The organism is Deinococcus planocerae (assembly GCF_002869765.1).
GTDB lineage: Bacteria > Deinococcota > Deinococci > Deinococcales > Deinococcaceae > Deinococcus > Deinococcus planocerae.
Genome location: NZ_PNOR01000026.1, coordinates 14,979 through 33,353, shown reverse-complemented (window position 1 = coordinate 33,353; position 18,375 = coordinate 14,979). Strand labels below are relative to the sequence as shown.

Genomic DNA, 18,375 nt, shown 5'->3' with positions numbered 1-18,375 from the left:
GTGACGCCTGATATGCAAGAAGAAGAAAGCCGGCTGGGCTTGTCCTTTTGCTCCCTCTCCCCTTGCGGGGGACTGGCACAGCTCCGCAGGAGAGGGCTGGGGAGGGGGGTGGCGGGCGAAGCTCGCCCTTACGCCAGACGAAGAAAACGGTTTTGTAAGCCTCGTCTGCCCATCCGTAATTCACATCAAGCGTTTGTGGGAAGAGGGGGAAATGCCACGCCCTCCCCACCTCAACTCTCCGAGGAAAACGCGCCCCACCGTGCCGGGGCGCGCGGCGACGCTCAGCGGCGGGGCGGCGGGACCACGCAGCCCCACATGCGGTTCGCCATCGTGCCGATGTTCGCCTGGGTGAGGGCGAAGCCGGGGTCGTTGATGCGCTGGTTGGGTTGCGGGGTCCGGGCGACGGCGGCGCGCAGCACGGCGGTGAGCACGGCGTCGGCCTCAAAGAAGAGGTCCTGCACGCCGGTCGCGTCCACGTACCGCTGGCGCATCAGGCCGCAGGCGGTCGAGTCGCCGTCCACCCCGCCCAAGATGATGTGGTTGGGGTTGCCGATGGGCTGCCACTTCCCGAGCGGTTGCAGCACCGCGCGAATCTGCGGGTACATGAAGTCCGACGAGGTGAAGATCAGCCCCACGTCCGGGTTCGCCTGCATCGCGTTTTGCAGCCCGGCGAGGGCGGTCGCGGCGTCCCAGCGGGTAGCGACCTCGATGGGCCGGGAAAAGACGTTCGGGTACTTGGCGATCACCGCGTCGAAGCCGCGCTTGCGCTCGACGGCGTTGGGGTCGCCGAGGTCGCCCACCAGGATGAGGGGCTTGACCTGCCGCCCCAGCCGCTGCGCCTGACTCGCCATGTGCTCCATCGCCGCGACCGAGATCGCGTAGTTGTCGGCCACGACGGTGATCGCCCGGGCGTTGTTGTTGGCGGGCGGGCGGTTGAAGATGCCGATGGGGATGCCCGCGCGGTTGGCCGCCTGCGCGATGGTCACGGCGCTCGCCCCGTCCTGCGGGATGATGATGATGCCGTCCACCCGCTGCGAGATGCAGTCGCGGACCTGTTCGAGCTGGCGGTTGGCGTCCTCGTTGGCGTTGCGCTCGATCACCTGCACGCCCTGGGTCTGCGCCGAGCGCAGGATCGAGGTATGCCCCGCCACCCAGAACTCGGTCTCCAGGTCCTGGTACGCGAAGCAGACCCGCTTGCCGCGTGCCCCCGGCACCGCGGTGGTCTGCTGCCGGGCGGGCTGGGCCGTGGGATTCGGGGTCTGCTGCGCCCCCGCCCGCTCCACCCCCGAGAACCCGAACGCGGCGAGCGCCACCGTGAGCGGCACGCACGCGAGACGGGAGGCCGACCGAACCGAACGACGAACGCCCTGCCGCATAAAACCCCCTGCGCCGCGTGGCCCCGGGGGGCCAGTCGGGCGACGGAATAGGCACGTCACAAAGCGTGGAACCGGGTTATGTTGCTCGTCTACCGTACTGGCATCTCAGTGAGATGTCAAGGCACGGCGAAGCCGCAGCCCGGGGCTCCGGTCCGCCCGCTCCCACCCTTCCAGATCGCCAGCAGACGCCCCGGCTCTCCTGCTGATCCGCTCTTGTGAAGCGCCTTCCCTGTGCGGCTGGGAGCAGCCTCCCCGCATCACTCCCACCGATGGGGGCGTCCTCCTCTCAGCGGTCGATCCGGTCGTGCAGGCCCCCGAACACCACGTCCAGCACGCCGGGGCTGTCCAGGAAGTGATGCGGGAAGCCGAGGTCGATCCGGCTGACCTCGTTCAGGCGCGCGAGGTGCGCGGGCGAGAGCGTGAGGTCGAGGGCGGCGAGGTTTTCCTCAAGCTGCGCGCCCGTGGTGGCGCCCACGATGGGCACGAGGGTCCCGGGTTGAGCGCGCACCCAGGCGAGCGCGACGTGCGCCGACGGGCGGCCCAGTTCGTCGGCCACCGCGTCCACCTCCCGCGCGACGGCGAGGTTGCGCTCCGAGAGGCGGGCCTGGCCGGGCTTGAGGCGCCCCTGCCCCTCGCCCCTGGTGTACTTGCCCGTCAGCGCGCCGCCCGCCAGCGGGGCCCACGGCGTCACCGCGAGGCCGAGCGCGCGGCTCATAGGCAACAGGTCGCGCTCGACGGTGCGCTCGATGAGGCTGTACTCGACTTGCAGGGCCGTGAAGGGGGTCCAGCCGCGCTCCTCGGCAAGCGTGTTGGCGCGCGCGACGACCCACGCGGGCGTGTCGGAGACGCCGACGTGCAGGATCTTCCCGGCCCGCACCTGATCGTCGAGCGCCCGCATGACCTCCTCCACGGGGGTGGTGAAGTCCCAGGCGTGCAGCCAGTACAGGTCGATGTAGTCGGTGCCCAGCCGTTTGAGCGAAGCGTCGAGGGCCTGCACGAGGTTCTTGCGGTGGTTGCCGCTGGCGTTGGGATCACCCCGGCGCGTGAACAGGGTGTACTTGGTGGCGAGCACGAAACGCTCGCGGTCTTCCCGGAGAAACTCGCCCACGAAGCGCTCGCTCTCCCCCTCCGTGTAGCGGTTGGCGGTGTCGATGAAGTTGCCGCCCGCCTCCGCGTAGGCGTCGAAGATGCGGCGGCTTTCGGCCACGTCCGCGCCCCAGCCCCACGCCGTGCCGAAGGTCATGGTGCCCAGCGCGAGTTCGGAGACGCGCAGGGCGCTGCGCCCCAGCAGCTTGTAGCGCATCACGCGTCCACCCCCTTGCGCGCGAGCCGCTCGCTCACGTCCCACAACCTGCGCGCGACCTCCTCGTCGTACGACTCCTTGCCCGAGGCCACGGCCTTCTCCTTCTCGAAATATTTGCCCGTCACGCCCTCCACCTCGGGAGACGAGGCGAGGTAGACGGAGGTGCGCGCCCCCTCCCCCGGCGTCACGCTGCCGAAGCGCTTGATCGCCCGCATGGCCAGGCCCATCACGCCGCGCGCGTCCCCGCCGAAGCCCGAGTTCACCACGCCGGGGTGCAGGGCGTTGGCCGTGACCCCGGAACCCGCCAGCCGCCGCGCGAGTTCGTAGGTGAACAGCACGTTGGCGAGCTTGGACTGGTAGTACGCCCGCATGGGCGAATAGCGCCGCTCGCCCATCAGGTCGCCGAAGTCGATGTGCCCCTGTGCCTGCGCGCTGGAGCTGACATTCACGATCCGCGCGCCCGGCGTGGCCCGCAACGTGCCCAGCAGTTCCTGCGTCAGCACGAAGGGCGCGAGGTGGTTGACCGCGAAGGTCAGCTCATAACCGTCCGGCGTGACCTGCCGCGTCTGGTTGACGCCGCCCGCGTTGTTGATCAGGACGTGCAGGTGAGGATGGTTCGCCCTGAAGTCCCGCGCGAGCAGGCGCACCGACGCGAGGCTGGAGAGGTCCGCGATCAAAAAGTCCACGTCCGCGTTGCCCGTCTGGTCGCGCAATTCCCCGGTGACGGCCTGCGCCTTCCGAGCGTCGCGCCCGACGATCACCACCCGGGCCCCCTGGCGCGCGAGGGCCCGCGCGGTAGCCTGGCCGATGCCGCCGGTCGCGCCCGTGATCAACACTGTTTTGCCTTGCATGTCGTGCTCCTTGGGTGTGCGCAGGACGTAGCCGAGGTTCAGGCGGTGCACCCGGGCGACGAACCGTTATGGCCTGAGCGCCGTCGTGACCTGATTCCGAAGCTGATCGCCGCGCACCTCGAACCACGTGCCGCCGCGGTTTTGCCAGTCGTCGCGGTACGTGCCGATGGTGTTCACGAGGTAGTTCCTGCCGCCCGCACCTCGGAACTCGATCAGGGTGTGGAGCGTGACGATGGCGGACACCGTGCCGTCCGCGAGCACGTCCACGTCCTCGATGGTCACGTTGTGCTCGACCGTGCGGACCATGTTCTGAAACTGCTGCGGGAAAAATTGCCGCAGCGCCGCAGCATCAAAGCGGTTGCCCTCGACGGAGGTGCTCTGGAAGTCGTCGGGGATATGGCGCAAGAACAGCTCGGGCCGTCGGTCCACGAAGGCGGCGCGGTAGTCGCCCTTGTAGATGCCGTCGAGCGCGGCGCGGGCCTGCGCTTCGGTGAGTGGGGCGGTCTGGGCCGGGGCGACGCTCAGTGCGGTCAGCAGCAGCAGGCTCATCGTTCTGGTCATGGGGTCCTCCCGTTCCAGCGTCAGCGGACGATCTTGAAGTTGAAGGGCACGTTGCCGAGCCCTCCCCACACCCTCAACCACAGCGGCAGCAGCATCTCGACGCCGCGCGCGCTTCCCAGGTCGCCGAGGTCGAAGATGTCCGTCCAGCCGAACGCACGCAGCAACTCCGCCACCTGCGCCTTGGCCTCCGCGTCGTTGCCGCTCAGGAAGACGGTGTGGTCGCCCCCGGCCAGCGCCCGTGGGTCCACCATGACGTTCGCGTTCATAGTGTTGAGGGACTTGACGACCCTCACGTCGGGAAAGGCGGCCTGAATCTCCTCGGCGAGCGAGCGGTCGTCCGTGGCGAGGCTGCGCGGCGGCATCCCGCGCGACACGTCGAGTTCGTTGGCGAGGTCGAGCATGACCTTGTTCCCCAGGGGCTGGGCGCCCGCCTGTCGCAAGGCATCCAGGGAGGCGAGGCCGTTCGTCGCGTTCACGAGCAGTTCGCCGTACGCGGCGGCCTGCGCGAAGGTGCCGACCCTCCCGCGCCCATTCGTGTCCGCCAGCCACGCGCCGAGGCTGGGCGCCCAGCCCCTGGGTTCGCCGAGGTTGGCGGGGTCGCGCGTGCCGATCATCACGTCGTGCCCGAGTTCCGCCACCTTCTGGCCGATCACTTGCCCCACCACGCCGCTGCCGAGAATGCCGATCTTCATGCCATCCTCCATACAGACAGGTCTGTCTATCTGCTGGTGTCCAAGCTAACAGTGGACAGACCTGTCTGTATGTAAACTGGAACACATGACCGCAGAGCCGTCGACCACCGCCGTTCCAGGACCGACCGCCGAGCCCCCCGGAGCGAGGCTGGGCGCCCGCGAACGCATCCTCGACACGGCCAGGACGCTATTTTACCGCCGCGGCGTGAACAACGTCGGCATCGACGAGATCATCGCCGAGAGCGGGGTCGCCAAGGCCACGCTGTACAAGCACTTTTCCAGCAAGGACGCCCTGACCCTGGAATACATGCGTCAGGGCGACCTGCGCTGGACCGCCTGGCTGCGGGGCCGGGTCGAGGAGCTGAGCCCCGATCCGGCGGGGCGCCTGCTGGCGGTGTTCGGCGCGCTGGAGGAGTGGTTCGGCCTGCCCCACTTTCGCGGCTGCCTGCTCACCAACGTCGTGACGGCCCTGCCCGACCCCGAGCACCCGGCGCGCGAGGTGCTCGCCGGTCACAAGGCGCGGGTGCGCGCGTATCTGGCGGAGCTGGCGACCCAGGCGGGCGCGTCCCACCCGGAGGTTCTCGCCGACCAGACGCTGATGCTGATCGAGGGCGCGACCGCCGTCGCCCGGATGGAGCGGGACCCGGGGGCGGCGGACCGGGCGAAGGCCACGGCCCACCTGCTCCTCAAGAGCAGCGAGACGGAAGCGGGCACGACCTGAACGCTTGGTGGAGCCACCCGACCCCAGGCGGGGACGAACTGGCTCCCTGTGGAGGGAGCTGACCTGCCTCGGTGCGGATGCGGGTGGCTGGAAGGAACCCCTTCCTCTCCAAGGGAGAGACACGATCCGCGCGAAATCATGGAGACTGCCTTGCCCAAGGTGGCGTTCAGCCGCCCCCTGATGGCACGAACAGAATGTTCGCCTGGGCGTCTCGCGGCGCTCTCTGGCGCCCCCGGGCCGCTGAGCACGGGTGGGATAGAGCGCGTCGCCGTCTCCCCTGTTCAGGTGGAGGCGTTGCTCGCCGGGGTCCGGGGAACTCCCGGCGCCACGTCCACCCGGAGCGGTCTGGTGGTAGGGGTGAACTCCTGCATCAACCACAGCGTCCGACCGACCACCGAAGGAGAGCAGGGGGTTCCCGAACCCTGCCGCTCACACCCGGCGGGGTCAGGAACGGTGTGAGGTCGCCAGAGTGCGCTCAGCGAAGTCGGCCACCGCCTCCGCCCACTCCCGGTGCTGCTCCATGAGCCCCAGGTGGCCCGCGGGGGACAGCACGACTTCCCTGGCGTGCGGCACGTTCTGGGCGATGAACGACGACGCCTCCGGCAACGTCGCCTTGTCACCGCTGGCCGCCACCACCAGGGTCGGAACGGCGATGGTCGGCAAAGTTGCAGCTACGTCGTAGCGCAACATCGCCAGCATTCCGCGCGCGACGACCGCCGGGTTGGCTCGCAGGGCCAGACGCACGACGAATTCCAGTTGCCCGCGGGTCTCCTGACCGCCGAACTGCATCAGGTGGGTCTGAAGGTGCGCGGTGCCGTTGAGGTAGCTCAACCCGTTCATCACCCGCACCAGGGGAGACAGGAGGATGGTCAGGGCACACAGCGGACGAACGAGGGGAGTCTGGAGGGTCTGCACCCAGGGCGCACCCCAGGAGGTCCTCATGGGGTTGGTCGCGGTGGTGTGGATCAGGACCAGCCCGGCGACGTGGCGCGAGACCAGTCCGGGGTCCAGGCCACACAGGGTCAGCGTGATCATCCCGCCGATGCTGTGCCCGCACAGGATGACCGGCTTCCCCTCTCTCTCCAGCACGGCCTTCAGGTCCCCCGCGAGGCGGGTCAGATCGTACTGGTGGTCGGCGGGTCCCCGGGACTGCCCCAGACCGGGGAGGTCCCACATCACCAGGCAGAAGCGGTCCGCGAGGTGACGGCGCGCGTAGAACCACTCGTCGCGGTTCAGGCCCCACCCGTGGGTGAACAGCAGGGCGGGAGCGTCGGGTGGGCCGTGGGACTCGACGTGCAGCACGGTCCCGTCCGGACGCGAGAGGTGCCGGACGGTGCCGCCGGGCAGGGCGCGAGGCTCCTCCTCTCCGGGCGGTGGCCTGCGGCCCAGGAGGGGCACCACGAGCAGCCGACCGCACAGGGTGAACGCGAGCAGGAGAAGACCGACCGCCAGAAAGCGGGGGTCGGCGGGCAGATCGCGCGCCCAGTTGTCGTACCACTCCCACACGAGCCAGGCACCCCCCCCGAGCAGCGCGAGGGACAGGAGGCCGGTCAGCCAGACGAAGACGAGGTTCAGGGGAACGAGCAACGGGGATCAACTCCTCGGGGCGGGCGACTGACCCTGACCGGCGGGGCCACAGGAGCAGCCCTCAGGGTGACCCCGAAGTCGCCTGGACCCCCCCGCTCCGGCAGCATCCGGAGGTTAGCGTACGCGAGAAACCCCTCGTCCTCACAATGTTCTCCCTGAAAGGTGGGAGGCGGGACCCCGGGTGGACCGGGACGGATTGACCGTCCAGCTCCGCATTTCAGCGGTCCCACGCTGAAAAACTGGCGCTCTGGTTGTCGCATGGTCTCTCCCGGGCCCAAGACGTGGACCCTGGATAGGCCTCCCCTCCGGCCTGACCCACCCCCGGCCCGAGGTCAGGGGTCCGCCCCGGCGCCCTGCTGCGCGACCAGCCGCTCCAGACTCCCCCGCCAGTTCTGCCTCAGGAGCGCGGCGGCCCGGTCCCACCGCCCGGCGCGCAGGGCGTCCACCATCGCCGTGTGCTCGCCCAGGGAGCGCTCTCCCCGCACCTCGTGCCCGAAGTAGGCGAGCTCCACCCGCCGCAGCTTGACCTTGAGCGGCCCCAGGACCTCGGCGAGCGTCCGGTTGCCCGCCGCCTCGACCCACACCGCATGAAAGGCGTCGTCCGCCGAGAGGGCGCGGGCGGCGTCACGTTCCCCCAGCGCCCGCGCGAGGTCGGCGTTGGCCTGCTCCAGGCGCTCCAAAAAATTTCCCGTGAGGCGCGGCGCGGCCTGCTCGAGCGCGAGCACCTCCAGAACCTCGACCAGCCCGTAGAGTTCGGCGGCCCGCCCCAGGTCGAGCGGCGCGACGCGCGTCCAGCGGTTGAGGGCCGTCTCCACGAGGCCCTCGTCCTCCAGCCGCCGCAGGGCCTCGCGCACCGGCGTGCGGCTCACCCCCAACTGGGCGGCGATGTCGTGATCGCGCAGCACCTCCCCGGGAGGCAGCACCCCCCCCACGATCCAGTCCCGCAGGCGGGCATACACCTCCTCACGGGCCAGGGTCCGCGGCAGTCGGGGGGTATTCGGCACGGGCATCTCTCACCCAGTGTATGACCCCAAGGTGGTGTGTAGTATATCGGTAGAGGTGAGCATGGACGATCTGACTGCACTGCTGGCCGACCTCGTTCGGATCGACTCCACCAACCCGGACCTGGTGGCGGGGGGGGCGGGCGAGGGGGAGATCGCGGGCTTCATCGCCGGGTGGGCGGGGCGGCACGGCCTGGAGGCCCACCGGGTCGAGCCGGTGCCGGGCCGCCCGAGCGTCGTGGTGGTGGCGCGCGGGAGCGGGGGCGGCAGGGCGTTGATGCTAAGCGGCCACATCGACACCGTGGGCGTGGCGGGCATGGCCGAGCCCTTCAGTGCTCGCGTGGGGGACGGCAGGCTGTTCGGGCGCGGCGCCTACGACATGAAGGGCGGGGTCGCCGCCTGCCTGTGGGCCGCTGCCGGGGCGCGGGGGCGCGGGCTGCGGGGGGACGTGATCGTGACCTGCGTGGCCGACGAGGAGGTCGCCAGCCTGGGGATGCAGGCGGTGCTGGGGGCGTGGCGCGCCGACGCCGCCGTCGTCACCGAGCCGACGGGCCTCGACGTGTGCGTCGCCCACAAGGGCTTCGTGTGGCTGGAGGTGACCGTGCGGGGCCGCGCCGCCCACGGCAGCCGACCCGACCTCGGCGTGGACGCCATCGCCAGGGCGGGCCGGGTGCTGACGGGCCTGGGGGACCTCGACGCGCGGCTGCGCTCGGGCCCCGCGCACCCGCTGCTGGGGACGGGCTCGGTCCACGCCTCGCTGATTCGCGGCGGGCAGGAGATGAGCAGCTACCCCGAGTCCTGCGTCATCGGAATCGAGCGGCGCACCGTGCCCGGCGAGACGGCGGAGCAGGTGAGAGCGGAGGTGCGGGGCCTGCTGGACGAGGCGGGGCGGCGCGATCCGCAGTTCCGCGCCGAGCACCGGGTGACGCTCGTGCGCGACCCCTTCGAGGTGCTGCAGGAGGCCGGGATCGTGACCCTGGTGCGGCGTCAGGCGGAGCGGGAGACGGGCGAGGCCCGGCGGGTGTACGGCGACACCCCCTGGATGGACGCGGCCTTTATCGGCGCGGCGGGCATCCCGACCGTCGTGTTCGGACCCGGGGGAGGCGGGGCCCACGCCACCGAGGAGTGGGCCGACCTGGGCAGCGTGCGCAGGTGCGCGGACGTGCTCCTCGCCGTCGCCACCGAGTTCTGCGCCTGAAAGGGAGGTGCCCCATGACCCCACGAGCTTCCCCGGCCCCCGACAGGTCCCTCATCCTCCACCACGCGCGCCCCGCCCACTTCCCGGCGGCGGACACGTCCGAGGTGCTCGCCTTCCACCGCAAGCTGCCCGGTTACGCCCCCACGCCGCTCGTCCCGGCACCCCGGACCGCCGCGGCCCTCGGCGTGCGCTCGGTGTGGGTCAAGGACGAATCACACCGCCTGGGCCTGCCCGCCTACAAGATTCTGGGCGCCTCCTGGGCGACCTCCCGGGCCCTGCGGGAGCGGTTTGAACTGTCCGAGACCTGGCAGACTCTGGAGGACCTCGCCTCCCAGCTTCGGCCACACCTCCCCCTGACCCTGGTGGCCGCCACCGACGGCAACCACGGTCGGGCGGTGGCGCGGGTGGGCCGGTGGCTGGGGCTCGGCGCGCACATCCTCGTGCCTGCGGACATGGTGGACGCCCGGAGGGAGGCCATCGCGTCCGAGGGCGCGCGCGTCACCGTCGTGGACGGCACGTACGACGAGGCGGTGGAGGCGGCGGCCCGGCGGGCGGACGAGCGGCACCTCGTGATCAGCGACACGGCCTGGGCGGGGTACGAGCGGGTGCCCGCCTGGGTCGTCGAGGGGTACGGGACCGTCTTCGGGGAGATCGACGGGCAGCTCGCCGCGCGTGGGGAGGGGCCCCCCGACCTCGTGGCGGCGCAGATGGGGGTGGGGGCGCTGGCGGCTGCCGTGGTGCGGCACTACCGGGCGCCGGGCCGGGGCACCCGGGTCGTGGGCGTCGAGCCGCTGGCGGCGGCCTGCGTCCTGCGCTCGGTGGAGGCGGGGCACCCCGTGGACGTGCCGGGACCACACGACTCGATCATGGCGGGGCTGAACTGCGGTCGGCCCTCGCCGGTCGCCTGGCCGCTTATCTCCGGGGGGATCAGCGCGTTCGTCGCCGTGCCGGACGCACGGGCGGAGGACGCCATGCGCCTGCTGGCACGGGACGGCATCGTGTCCGGCGAGAGCGGGGCGGCGGGCCTGGCGGGGCTGCTCGCCGTCCTGACCGGACCGGACACCATAGCCCACCGGGAGGCCCTCAGGGTGGATGAGGGCAGCCGCGTGCTCGTCCTCTCGACCGAGGGCGCCACCGACCCCCGGGGCTACGCCCGCATCGTGGGCTCCCGCGGGCCCGGCTGACGCGGCCTCCGCTCCTGCCGGGCCCGTTCCCGCCCCTGGGAGTCTTCCACCGGGCGGGGGGTGCGGGCGCGCACGTCGGTCGGGCCCCGCTCGGCGACCCGTTGGACAGCTCGTCGTCCGGGTCACACCCCCGGAGGGTGCGAGGTCGGCGCGGTCGAGGAGCGGCCAGGAGCGGCGCTCCGGGGCCTCCGCGAGTCACCGAAGGGGGTCACCGGGCCCCGGTGGGGTGGCCGAGACCTCTACGACCTCCACGGCGGGCAGGTCCACCTCGCCCGCGTAGCGCAGCAGCCGCACCCCGTAGGGCTCCAGCGTGACGGCGCCGCCCACATCCTCCCCGGAAAGAGCGTCCACCGCCCCCGCCGGGACGCCCAGGACCGTGGCCTGGGTGGGGTGCACGTTCAGGAGGTGGAGCAGGTGGCCTCCCTCCACGGCGGACACGCTCACGCTGAGGGTGCTCGGCACGAGGGTGGTGGGCACGCCCGCCGCGGTCAGGGCCCGGCGCAGCACGTCCCGCACGCCTTCCCCGGGGAGGTCGGTCCCGACGTAGTACGCCCGTCCCGCCCCGAAGGCGTGGCGGGTCACGGCGGGGCCGCCCCGGTAGAAGTCCCGCTCGAAAGTCGCCAGGACCTCGGCCCCCTGGGGGTGGATCACCTCGCACCAGTTCTCCACGTCGTGGCGCTCGCCCGTGCCGGCGAAGCACACGCCGTTCGTCTCGCCGTGCCCGAGCACCGCCCATTCCTCCACCCACAGGCCGAGCACGTCCCGCAGCAGGGCGGGGTAGCCGCCGAGCCCCACGTGCTCGTGCTCGTCCACGATGCCGCTGAAAAAGCCCACGACCACCGTGCCCCCGCCCCGCACGTAGGCCCGCAGGCTCTGCGCCGCCCCCGCCGCGAGGAGGTACTGGTTGGGCAGCACGAGCACGTCGTAGCCGCCGAGGTCTGCGTCCGGGTGCACGAAGTCGACGTTCTGCCCGAGCTGCCGCAGCGCGGCGTACCACTTGCGCACGAGCGGCAGGAGCTTCAGGGCGGCGGGCTTGCTGTCGAGTTCCAGCGCCCACCAGTTGTTCCAATCGAACATCACGGCCACGCGGGCGGGAACGCGCGCTCCGCCGAGTTCCGCCAGCCCCCGCAGCTCCGCGCCGAAGTCCCGAACCTCGCGCCACACCCGCGACCGCTCCGGCCCCACGTGCTGCACGAGGCCGCTGTGGAACTTCTCGGCCCCCGCCTTCGACGCCCGCCACTGGAAGAACATGATGCCGTCCGCGCCGCGGGCGAGCGCCTCGTGGTTGAGCAGCCGCGTCAATCCGGGGCGCTTGAGGACGTTGCGCTCGCGCCAGTTCACCGCGCCCGTGGCCTGCTCCATCAGAATCCAGCGCTGGCCCCCCCGCAGGGACCGCATCAGGTCGAAGCTCATCCCCGCGTCGAGGTGCGGGTGCGGGCCGCCCGGGTCCGGGTAGGCGTCGAGCGACACCACGTCCTCCTCGCGCGCCCACCTGAAGGCGTCCACGCCCGGCAGGAAGCCCAGGAAATTGGTGGTGACGGGCACGTCCGGCGTGACCTCGCGCAGCACGGCGACCTCCGAGCGGTACAGGTCCAGCAGGTTGTCGCTGGAAAAGCGCCGCCAGTCGAGCTGCTGGGTCGGGTTGGCGAAGGTGGGGGCCCGCCGGGGCGGCTGGACCTCCGCCCACTCGCCGTAGCGCTGGCTCCAGAAAGCCGTGCCCCAGGCACTGTTGAGGGCCTCCAGCGTGCCGTACCGCGCGCGCAGCCACTCCCGGAACGCTTCGGCGCACAACCCGCAAAAGCACTGGTCGATGTGGCAGCCGTACTCGTTGTTCACGTGCCACAGCCGCAGGGCCGGGTGCGTTCCGTAGCGCCGGGCGATCTCGCGCACCAGCCGCGCGGCGTGGTCGCGAAAGGGCCGGTGGCTGGGGCAGTACAGTTGCCTCGCGCCGACCTCCAGGCGCACGCCGTCCGCCGTGACCGGCCTGGAGTCGGGGTAGCGCGTGGACAGCCAGGGCGGCGGGGAGGCGGTCGCGGTCGCCAGGTTCACGTTCACGCCGTGGGCGTGGAGCAGGTCCATCACCTCGTCCAACCACGCGAAGTCGTACTCCCCGGCGCGGGGTTCGAGCTGCGCCCAGGAGAAGATGCCCAGCGACACGAGGTTCACGCCCGCCTCGCGCATCAGGCGAACGTCCTCGCGCCACACCTCGCGCGGCCACTGCTCCGGGTTGTAGTCCGCCCCGTAGATCAGCCCCCCGAACTTCCGAAGATCGAACATCTTCCCCCCCCCCCCCCGCCTCCGAGTCAGACCCGCCCCGTCCACCCTTCGGGTGAGTTCCCCTCGTCGGCCCTTCGCCCCAGAGCTTCCCACGGGCGGGTTCCTCCCACAATGCCCCCCGGGACCCGGCCCAGGTCTCGCTGCCAGGCGGCAAGGGAGGGGTCGTCTTTGTTTTTCGTGGCGGGTCTCCAGGGCGTGCAGGGCGGTGTGGGCGCGTCCCCCGGGGAGAGGGCCGACACCTCGGGCGCACCAGAGAGTCGGTCCTCTCCCGTTTCGGCACTCGCCTCCGGTGGCCTTCCCCCTCCCCGCGAGGTGGGCCCGGACTTCCGCGGCGGGTGACTCCAAGGGGGCCGCTCCCCGAAACGTGCCTCCCCCGGCGGGGGGCCCGGCAAGTTCGCTTGCGCGCGCCCGGGCGAGCTGCTGAACTGGCGTGATGCCACGCTTCCTGCTGCCTCTGTTCCCCGCCGTCCTGCTCGCCGCCTGCGCGCCCGCCGTCTCCTCGCCATCCGCGCCCCGGGTGGTCAGCCCCGGCCAGGAATGGCAGATGACCGTAGCGGGCCAGGAGGGAGAACCCCAACTCCTGGTCGGCACCCTGCAAGACCGCGGGCAAGACGGCTACGACTACGTGGGCGAGGAGCACGTGGTGCAGGCGTCCAGCGTCCGGGATCACTTCTTCTTCCGACGTGACGAGGGCGCGCCTGACGTGCTGACGGTGGTGCGATTCCGCAACGCGCGGGTCGGGCCGGTGCCCCGGGGCTGCTCGGTGCAGAACCCCGTGCGCCTCTCGCCGGGCGAGTCGCTTCAGGGGCTCTACATCGGCGGCGAGGCGGACGACCAGTCCTTGTCGATCTTCCTACGGCCCCAGCCGCGCGACCTGGAGAGAAACGTGCCCTGCACCCTGATCCGGGTGAGGTAGGCGCGGTTCCCCACGCGCGGCGCCGGAAAACCCCGACCTCGATCCGCAGCTCTCGACCAGCACGCGGCACGCCGACGCACCGGACCACGACGTGACCAACGTGTTCACCCCGGGTCGGGCCGATGACAGACGAGGAACGGCGATGGGCTCACGAGGAGACAGACCAGATTCTGAGCATCACGCCGTCAGCCTACCCTTCCGAATCCGACTGAACTTGGCCTGGATCTGGTGCTTCTGGCCGCCGGGGCGGTGGGGTGGCCTCCTCCCTTGGTGGGACGCTCCCGTCGGCCTAGCTCCGTACCCTGGGGCCATGTCCTGGCGACCGCTCTGGGCCGTCCTCCTGGCGGCCATGCCCGTGCCCGTCCTCGCTCAACCCACGTCGCCGAGCCGAACGCCACCCGTTCCCGTGGTGGACGTCTTCTTTCCCGGTGGCGCCGTCGTGCGTGTCCAGGGACCCGCCGGGACCGACGACTACGCCTACGGTCTGGCGAGCATGGCCGCGCCGCAAGTGGGGCAGGTTCGGGCCTTGCAGTGGTGCTGGGAGTCGCTCAAGTTTTCCGGCTGCCAGGTGCACCTCGTGCGTCCCCAGGGGCCACCCGTGGTCCTCAGGAACAGCGGCGTGCGCCAGCAGGTCTTTACGCCGGACGGGCGGTGGCTGGTGGGCATGGGCGACAACACCCTGCGCCTGTGGAACCCTCAGCGGGCCGCCGACGCCCCCAGGACCCAGGCGCTGAACATGAACGGCCTGGAGCGCCTGGAGGTCTCTGCCCGGAACATCTGCGTCACGGGTCGGGACCGCCTCTCCGCGGTCTACACCGTGTTGAGCTGGCCCGACCTCAAGGTCGTGAAGGAGCAGCGCGTGCAGCTCGGGCAGGAAACCGTCACCACGACCAAGCAAGGCCACACGACGACCACCACATCGAGGTACGGACGGGTCGGCACCTTCACCCCGCCCCCGTGTTCCTAACCGAGCAGCTCCTTCACCCAGCCACCGGTCCCCGAAAGGGCGAGGACGACCCACCACAGGCCGCCCCCAGCTCGCTTGCCGCCGCTCAGGTGTACTTGAGGGCCTCCATCAGCTCCTCGACCATCTCCACACTGTCGCCCCGCGTGGACGCCGTGGCGACGTGCGCCTCGAGGTGTCCGCGCAGCACGACCTCGCCCGCACCCGACAGCGCCCCCTGCACCGCCTTGATCTGCCGCAGCACGTCCACGCAATACGCGTCCTCCTGCTCCAGCATCGTCACGATGCTGTCGAGGTGACCCCGCGCGATCTTGAGCCGCCGGGCGGCGCGTTTGCGGGCCTCCTCGGGCATACACAGGTGAGCCCCGGTGTGGCTGGCGTGGTCGGTCTTGACGTGGGTCACGTTAGCCGCGCACCTGGGCGCCGTAGCCTTCTTCGGTCACGGCGGCGATCAGTGCCTGGGGCTCGGCTTCGCCCTGCACGGTGGCGGTGGCGCGCTGGAGGTCCACCTGAACGTCCTGCACCCCGGGAACGTTTTTCAGCGCGCTCGCCACCGCCTGCTCGCAGTGGCCGCAGCTCATCCCCGTCACCGTCAGTTCCGTCGTCATGCCCAGAGTCTACATCCACTGGGGGAGGGTTTCAAGAGGGCACAGGCGCGCAGGAAGACCAATAGGCCTTCCCATAAGGGTTTCCTCTTGCCTCCCCCCTCCTTCTGACGTATGCTCTTCTCATACCCTCCCAGGGGGGATAGGAGACAGGCATGAGGAAAACCATCGAGCTGGGCGTACAGGGCATGACCTGTGCCAGTTGCGTGGGCCGGGTCGAGCGTGGCCTGGGGAAGGTCGATGGCGTCGAGAGTGCCAGCGTCAACCTCGCGACTGAGCGGGCCACCGTGACCTACGACCCGGAGCAGACCGGCCCCGAGGTGCTGGTCGCCAAGGTCAAGGACGTGGGCTACGAGCCCGTCGTGGGAGAGATGGAACTCGGCATCCAGGGGATGACCTGCGCGAGCTGCGTGAGCCGGGTCGAACGCGCCCTGAAGAAGGTGGACGGGGTGCTGGACGCCTCCGTCAACCTCGCCACCGAACGGGCCAGCGTGCGTTACCTGCCGTCGAGCGTCAGCGCCGGGCAGCTCAAGGCCGCCGTGAAGGGGTCCGGCTACGAGGTGCTCGAAGCCCAGGCGGGCAAGGACCGCAGCGACCTGGAACGCGAGGCGCGCGAGCACGAGGTCCGCAGCCTGCGGCGCGCCGTCACCTTCAGCGCGGTCTTCGCCATTCCCCTGGTGATCTTCGCGATGGTGCCGATGCTCTCCATGCCCTTCCACATGTGGCTGATGGAGTACATGAGCGAACGCACCATGAACTGGATCATGCTCGCGCTGGCCCTTCCCGTGCAGTTCGGTCCCGGGCTGCGCTTCTACCGCCTGGGCTGGAAGGCGCTGAAGAACCGCTCGCCCGACATGAACTCCTTGGTGATGATCGGCACGTCGGCCGCCTTCTTCTACAGCCTGGTCGTCACGCTGGCACCCCAGGTGTTCCCCCGGGGCACCGCCCACGTGTACTACGAGGCCGCCGCCGTCGTGATCACCCTGATCCTGCTGGGCAAGTATTTCGAGGCCATCGCCAAGGGGAGAAGCAGCGAGGCGATGAAGAAGCTGCTCAGCCTCCAGGCGAAAACGGCGCGGGTGGTCCGGGCCGGGCAGGAACTCGAAGTCCCCACCGACGAGGTGCTGATCGGCGACCTGATCTCGGTGCGCCCCGGCGAGAAGGTGCCGGTGGACGGTGAGGTTGTCGGGGGCAACTCCTTCGTGGACGAGAGCATGATCACCGGCGAGCCGATCCCCGTCGCCAAGCAGGCGGGCGCGGCTGTGGTCGGCGGCACCCTCAACCAGAACGGCGCGTTCCAGTTCAAGGCGACCAAAATCGGCGCTGACACCGCCCTGGCGCAGATCATCAAGCTGGTCGAGAGTGCCCAGGGCTCCAAGCCGCCCATCCAGGGCCTCGCGGACCGGGTGGTCGCGGTCTTCGTTCCCACCGTCCTCGTCATCGCTGCCCTGACCTTCCTGATCTGGATGCTGGTCGGTGGCGCCGCCGCCCTCTCGTTCGCCCTGGTCACCACCGTCGCGGTGCTGATCATCGCCTGCCCCTGCGCGATGGGCCTCGCCACGCCCACCAGCATCATGGTCGGGACCGGCAAGGCCGCCGAACTGGGCGTGCTGTTCCGCAGTGGCGCGGCCCTGGAAGGCTTACAGAGCGTGAACGTGGTCGCCGTGGACAAGACGGGGACCCTGACCAAGGGCAGGCCCGAACTCACCGACCTCGTGACCGCCCCCGGCTTCCAGCGTGCCGAAGTGCTGCAACTGGTCGCGGCGGCGGAAGAGCAGAGTGAACACCCCATCGCCCGCGCCGTCGTGGACGCGGCGAAGAAGGAGGGCGTCGCCACCCTGCCCCTCGAAAGTTTCGAGGCGGTGCCCGGCCATGGGCTGGAGGCACGGGTGGAGGGCCGCCTGGTGCAGGTGGGTGCCGACCGCTACATGCACCAGCTCGGGCTGAACGTGAACAACTTTGCGGCCCAGGCTGAGCGGCTCGGGGACGAGGGCAAGAGCCCGCTGTACGCCGCCATCGATGGCCAGCTCGCGGCGGTCATCGCGGTCGCCGACCCCATCAAGGACGGCAGCCCCGAGGCGGTCAAGGCCCTTCACCGGCAGGGCCTGAAGGTCGCCATGATCACGGGGGACAACGCCCGGACCGCGCAGGCCATCGCCCGTCGGCTCGGCATCGACGAGGTGCTGGCCGAGGTGCTGCCCAGCGGCAAGAGGGACGCGGTGAAGGCGTTGCAGGCGAAGGGCCAGAAGGTAGCGTTCGTCGGGGACGGCATCAATGACGCTCCGGCACTTGCTCAGGCGGACGTGGGCCTCGCGATTGGGACCGGCACGGACGTGGCCGTCGAGACCGCCGACGTGATCCTGATGAGCGGCGACCTGCGGGGCGTGCCCAACGCCTACGCGCTCAGCCGCGCGACCCTGCGGAACATCAAGCTCAATCTCTTCTGGGCCTTCGCGTACAACGTCCTCCTGATTCCCGTGGCGGCGGGCGTGTTGTTCCCGGCTCTCGGCCTGCTGCTCAACCCCGTCCTCGCCGCCGCCGCCATGGGCTTTTCCAGCGTCTTCGTGCTGACGAACGCGCTGCGGCTGCGCTCCTTCCGTCCACCCGTCCGTCCTGACCCTGTGGCGGTGACCCCTCAAGTCGCCGTCGCCCACGCCTGACTTTCCAAGGAGCACCCATGTCCAAACTTTCTGTTGGTCCCTGGATCGCCGCCCAGAAACTTCCCAGCCGTGATGTGGCCCGAGATCGCCACGCCTTCCTCCTGCGCACCCGGGTGCGGCAGGACCCGTAGCAGGTCGCCGGATTTCCTCTGGTGGGCCTGGGGGGAAGGTGTGGCAAGCCCTGCTTTGCATTGCCCTCCGTCCTCCATTGGACGGAGGAGAACACCCGGCAGCTCGAAGACGTGGCCGCTGAGTTCGGATGTTATGTCGAGTACGGCGCGTACCCACACCTGAAGCTGTACGAGAACGATCAGGAGGTGGCGGCTGTGCAGGACTGGACGACGTTTGGTACGGTCTACCTGCGGCCCGGGTACGAGCGGGCCGAGGAGGTGCTGGTGCGGCTGGCAGAAGCCCTTGACCCCTCCACAAGCTGAAGAGGTGAACCCACATCGCGCCTCCGGCAGATGGTCCGGACCGTG

Annotated in this window: 17 protein-coding genes; 7 read left to right on the top strand and 10 right to left on the bottom strand. The window is 70.5% G+C overall.

What is annotated here, in order from left to right:
- Positions 1-281: 281 nt before the first annotated feature.
- The 5 genes from A7B18_RS14885 to A7B18_RS14865 all read right to left on the bottom strand — a co-directional run bounded on the left by A7B18_RS14885 (position 282) and on the right by A7B18_RS14865 (position 4,783).
- Positions 282-1,376, bottom strand: coding sequence for a sugar ABC transporter substrate-binding protein (locus tag A7B18_RS14885; RefSeq protein ID WP_102127484.1), 1,095 nt, complete (start codon positions 1,374-1,376; stop codon positions 282-284).
- Positions 1,377-1,662: 286 nt separating this feature from the next.
- Positions 1,663-2,679: an aldo/keto reductase gene (locus A7B18_RS14880; RefSeq protein WP_102127483.1), complete on the bottom strand. Its 1,017-nt coding sequence runs from the start codon at positions 2,677-2,679 to the stop codon at positions 1,663-1,665.
- Positions 2,679-3,530 carry an SDR family oxidoreductase gene (locus A7B18_RS14875; RefSeq protein ID WP_102127513.1) on the bottom strand — a complete coding sequence of 284 codons (852 nt, stop codon included), beginning with the start codon at positions 3,528-3,530 and terminating at the stop codon, positions 2,679-2,681. Before A7B18_RS14875 ends, A7B18_RS14880 begins: the two co-directional genes overlap by 1 nt.
- A gap of 66 nt (positions 3,531-3,596) precedes the next feature.
- The gene (locus A7B18_RS14870; RefSeq protein WP_102127482.1) at positions 3,597-4,091 is read right to left on the bottom strand and encodes a hypothetical protein; all 495 of its coding nucleotides are present in this window, start codon (positions 4,089-4,091) and stop codon (positions 3,597-3,599) included.
- 20 nt (positions 4,092-4,111) lie between these two features.
- On the bottom strand, positions 4,112-4,783 hold the full coding sequence (locus A7B18_RS14865; protein WP_102127481.1) for an NADPH-dependent F420 reductase: 672 nt from the start codon (positions 4,781-4,783) through the stop codon (positions 4,112-4,114).
- Positions 4,784-4,868: 85 nt separating this feature from the next.
- Here A7B18_RS14865 and A7B18_RS14860 point away from each other — a divergent pair, with 85 nt between their 5' ends.
- Positions 4,869-5,504 carry a TetR/AcrR family transcriptional regulator gene (locus A7B18_RS14860; protein WP_102127480.1) on the top strand — a complete coding sequence of 212 codons (636 nt, stop codon included), beginning with the start codon at positions 4,869-4,871 and terminating at the stop codon, positions 5,502-5,504.
- A gap of 444 nt (positions 5,505-5,948) precedes the next feature.
- Here the strand turns inward: A7B18_RS14860 and A7B18_RS14855 are convergent, their stop codons facing one another.
- Positions 5,949-7,091, bottom strand: coding sequence for an alpha/beta fold hydrolase (locus tag A7B18_RS14855; RefSeq protein ID WP_102127479.1), 1,143 nt, complete (start codon positions 7,089-7,091; stop codon positions 5,949-5,951).
- A 332-nt stretch (positions 7,092-7,423) separates the two neighbouring features.
- On the bottom strand, positions 7,424-8,101 hold the full coding sequence (locus tag A7B18_RS14850; RefSeq protein ID WP_102127478.1) for a GntR family transcriptional regulator: 678 nt from the start codon (positions 8,099-8,101) through the stop codon (positions 7,424-7,426).
- A gap of 55 nt (positions 8,102-8,156) precedes the next feature.
- On the opposite strand from A7B18_RS14850, the gene A7B18_RS14845 reads away from it, so the two are divergent.
- Both A7B18_RS14845 and A7B18_RS14840 read left to right on the top strand, forming a co-directional pair.
- A complete protein-coding gene (locus A7B18_RS14845) occupies positions 8,157-9,290 on the top strand; it encodes a M20/M25/M40 family metallo-hydrolase (RefSeq protein ID WP_102127477.1) in 1,134 nt (377 codons plus the stop codon).
- A 14-nt stretch (positions 9,291-9,304) separates the two neighbouring features.
- Positions 9,305-10,474: a diaminopropionate ammonia-lyase gene (locus A7B18_RS14840; protein WP_102127476.1), complete on the top strand. Its 1,170-nt coding sequence runs from the start codon at positions 9,305-9,307 to the stop codon at positions 10,472-10,474.
- A 195-nt stretch (positions 10,475-10,669) separates the two neighbouring features.
- Here the strand turns inward: A7B18_RS14840 and A7B18_RS14835 are convergent, their stop codons facing one another.
- Positions 10,670-12,751, bottom strand: coding sequence for a beta-galactosidase (locus tag A7B18_RS14835; protein WP_102127475.1), 2,082 nt, complete (start codon positions 12,749-12,751; stop codon positions 10,670-10,672).
- Between the two features lie 433 nt (positions 12,752-13,184).
- Between A7B18_RS14835 and A7B18_RS14830 the strand changes: the two genes are divergently transcribed.
- Together A7B18_RS14830 and A7B18_RS14825 are read left to right on the top strand one after the other, a co-directional pair.
- Positions 13,185-13,667 (top strand): hypothetical protein, encoded by a 483-nt coding sequence (locus A7B18_RS14830; RefSeq protein WP_102127474.1) that lies wholly within the window; start codon positions 13,185-13,187, stop codon positions 13,665-13,667.
- A 310-nt stretch (positions 13,668-13,977) separates the two neighbouring features.
- Positions 13,978-14,634 carry a hypothetical protein gene (locus tag A7B18_RS14825; protein WP_146009553.1) on the top strand — a complete coding sequence of 219 codons (657 nt, stop codon included), beginning with the start codon at positions 13,978-13,980 and terminating at the stop codon, positions 14,632-14,634.
- Between the two features lie 85 nt (positions 14,635-14,719).
- Here the strand turns inward: A7B18_RS14825 and A7B18_RS14820 are convergent, their stop codons facing one another.
- Both A7B18_RS14820 and A7B18_RS14815 read right to left on the bottom strand, forming a co-directional pair.
- A complete protein-coding gene (locus A7B18_RS14820) occupies positions 14,720-14,983 on the bottom strand; it encodes a metal-sensitive transcriptional regulator (RefSeq protein ID WP_102127512.1) in 264 nt (87 codons plus the stop codon).
- Positions 14,984-15,035: 52 nt separating this feature from the next.
- A complete protein-coding gene (locus tag A7B18_RS14815; RefSeq protein WP_102127472.1) occupies positions 15,036-15,239 on the bottom strand; it encodes a CopZ family metallochaperone in 204 nt (67 codons plus the stop codon).
- A gap of 152 nt (positions 15,240-15,391) precedes the next feature.
- Between A7B18_RS14815 and A7B18_RS14810 the strand changes: the two genes are divergently transcribed.
- Both A7B18_RS14810 and A7B18_RS22985 read left to right on the top strand, forming a co-directional pair.
- Positions 15,392-17,896 (top strand): heavy metal translocating P-type ATPase, encoded by a 2,505-nt coding sequence (locus tag A7B18_RS14810; RefSeq protein WP_102127471.1) that lies wholly within the window; start codon positions 15,392-15,394, stop codon positions 17,894-17,896.
- 191 nt (positions 17,897-18,087) lie between these two features.
- A complete protein-coding gene (locus tag A7B18_RS22985; protein ID WP_342747176.1) occupies positions 18,088-18,330 on the top strand; it encodes a hypothetical protein in 243 nt (80 codons plus the stop codon).
- The last annotated feature ends 45 nt before the right edge of the window (positions 18,331-18,375 follow it).

What these genes read in the sequence shown, in the direction of transcription:
- A7B18_RS14885 (WP_102127484.1), bottom strand. Translation starts at nt 1,376, where the DNA reads ATGCGGCAGGGCGTTCGTCGTTCGGTTCGGTCGGCCTCCCGTCTCGCG.
- A7B18_RS14880 (WP_102127483.1), bottom strand. Translation starts at nt 2,679, where the DNA reads ATGCGCTACAAGCTGCTGGGGCGCAGCGCCCTGCGCGTCTCCGAACTC.
- A7B18_RS14875 (WP_102127513.1), bottom strand. Translation starts at nt 3,530, where the DNA reads ATGCAAGGCAAAACAGTGTTGATCACGGGCGCGACCGGCGGCATCGGC.
- A7B18_RS14870 (WP_102127482.1), bottom strand. Translation starts at nt 4,091, where the DNA reads ATGACCAGAACGATGAGCCTGCTGCTGCTGACCGCACTGAGCGTCGCC.
- A7B18_RS14865 (WP_102127481.1), bottom strand. Translation starts at nt 4,783, where the DNA reads ATGAAGATCGGCATTCTCGGCAGCGGCGTGGTGGGGCAAGTGATCGGC.
- A7B18_RS14860 (WP_102127480.1), top strand. Translation starts at nt 4,869, where the DNA reads ATGACCGCAGAGCCGTCGACCACCGCCGTTCCAGGACCGACCGCCGAG.
- A7B18_RS14850 (WP_102127478.1), bottom strand. Translation starts at nt 8,101, where the DNA reads ATGCCCGTGCCGAATACCCCCCGACTGCCGCGGACCCTGGCCCGTGAG.
- A7B18_RS14845 (WP_102127477.1), top strand. Translation starts at nt 8,157, where the DNA reads ATGGACGATCTGACTGCACTGCTGGCCGACCTCGTTCGGATCGACTCC.
- A7B18_RS14840 (WP_102127476.1), top strand. Translation starts at nt 9,305, where the DNA reads ATGACCCCACGAGCTTCCCCGGCCCCCGACAGGTCCCTCATCCTCCAC.
- A7B18_RS14835 (WP_102127475.1), bottom strand. Translation starts at nt 12,751, where the DNA reads ATGTTCGATCTTCGGAAGTTCGGGGGGCTGATCTACGGGGCGGACTAC.
- A7B18_RS14830 (WP_102127474.1), top strand. Translation starts at nt 13,185, where the DNA reads ATGCCACGCTTCCTGCTGCCTCTGTTCCCCGCCGTCCTGCTCGCCGCC.
- A7B18_RS14825 (WP_146009553.1), top strand. Translation starts at nt 13,978, where the DNA reads ATGTCCTGGCGACCGCTCTGGGCCGTCCTCCTGGCGGCCATGCCCGTG.
- A7B18_RS14820 (WP_102127512.1), bottom strand. Translation starts at nt 14,983, where the DNA reads ATGCCCGAGGAGGCCCGCAAACGCGCCGCCCGGCGGCTCAAGATCGCG.
- A7B18_RS14815 (WP_102127472.1), bottom strand. Translation starts at nt 15,239, where the DNA reads ATGACGACGGAACTGACGGTGACGGGGATGAGCTGCGGCCACTGCGAG.
- A7B18_RS14810 (WP_102127471.1), top strand. Translation starts at nt 15,392, where the DNA reads ATGAGGAAAACCATCGAGCTGGGCGTACAGGGCATGACCTGTGCCAGT.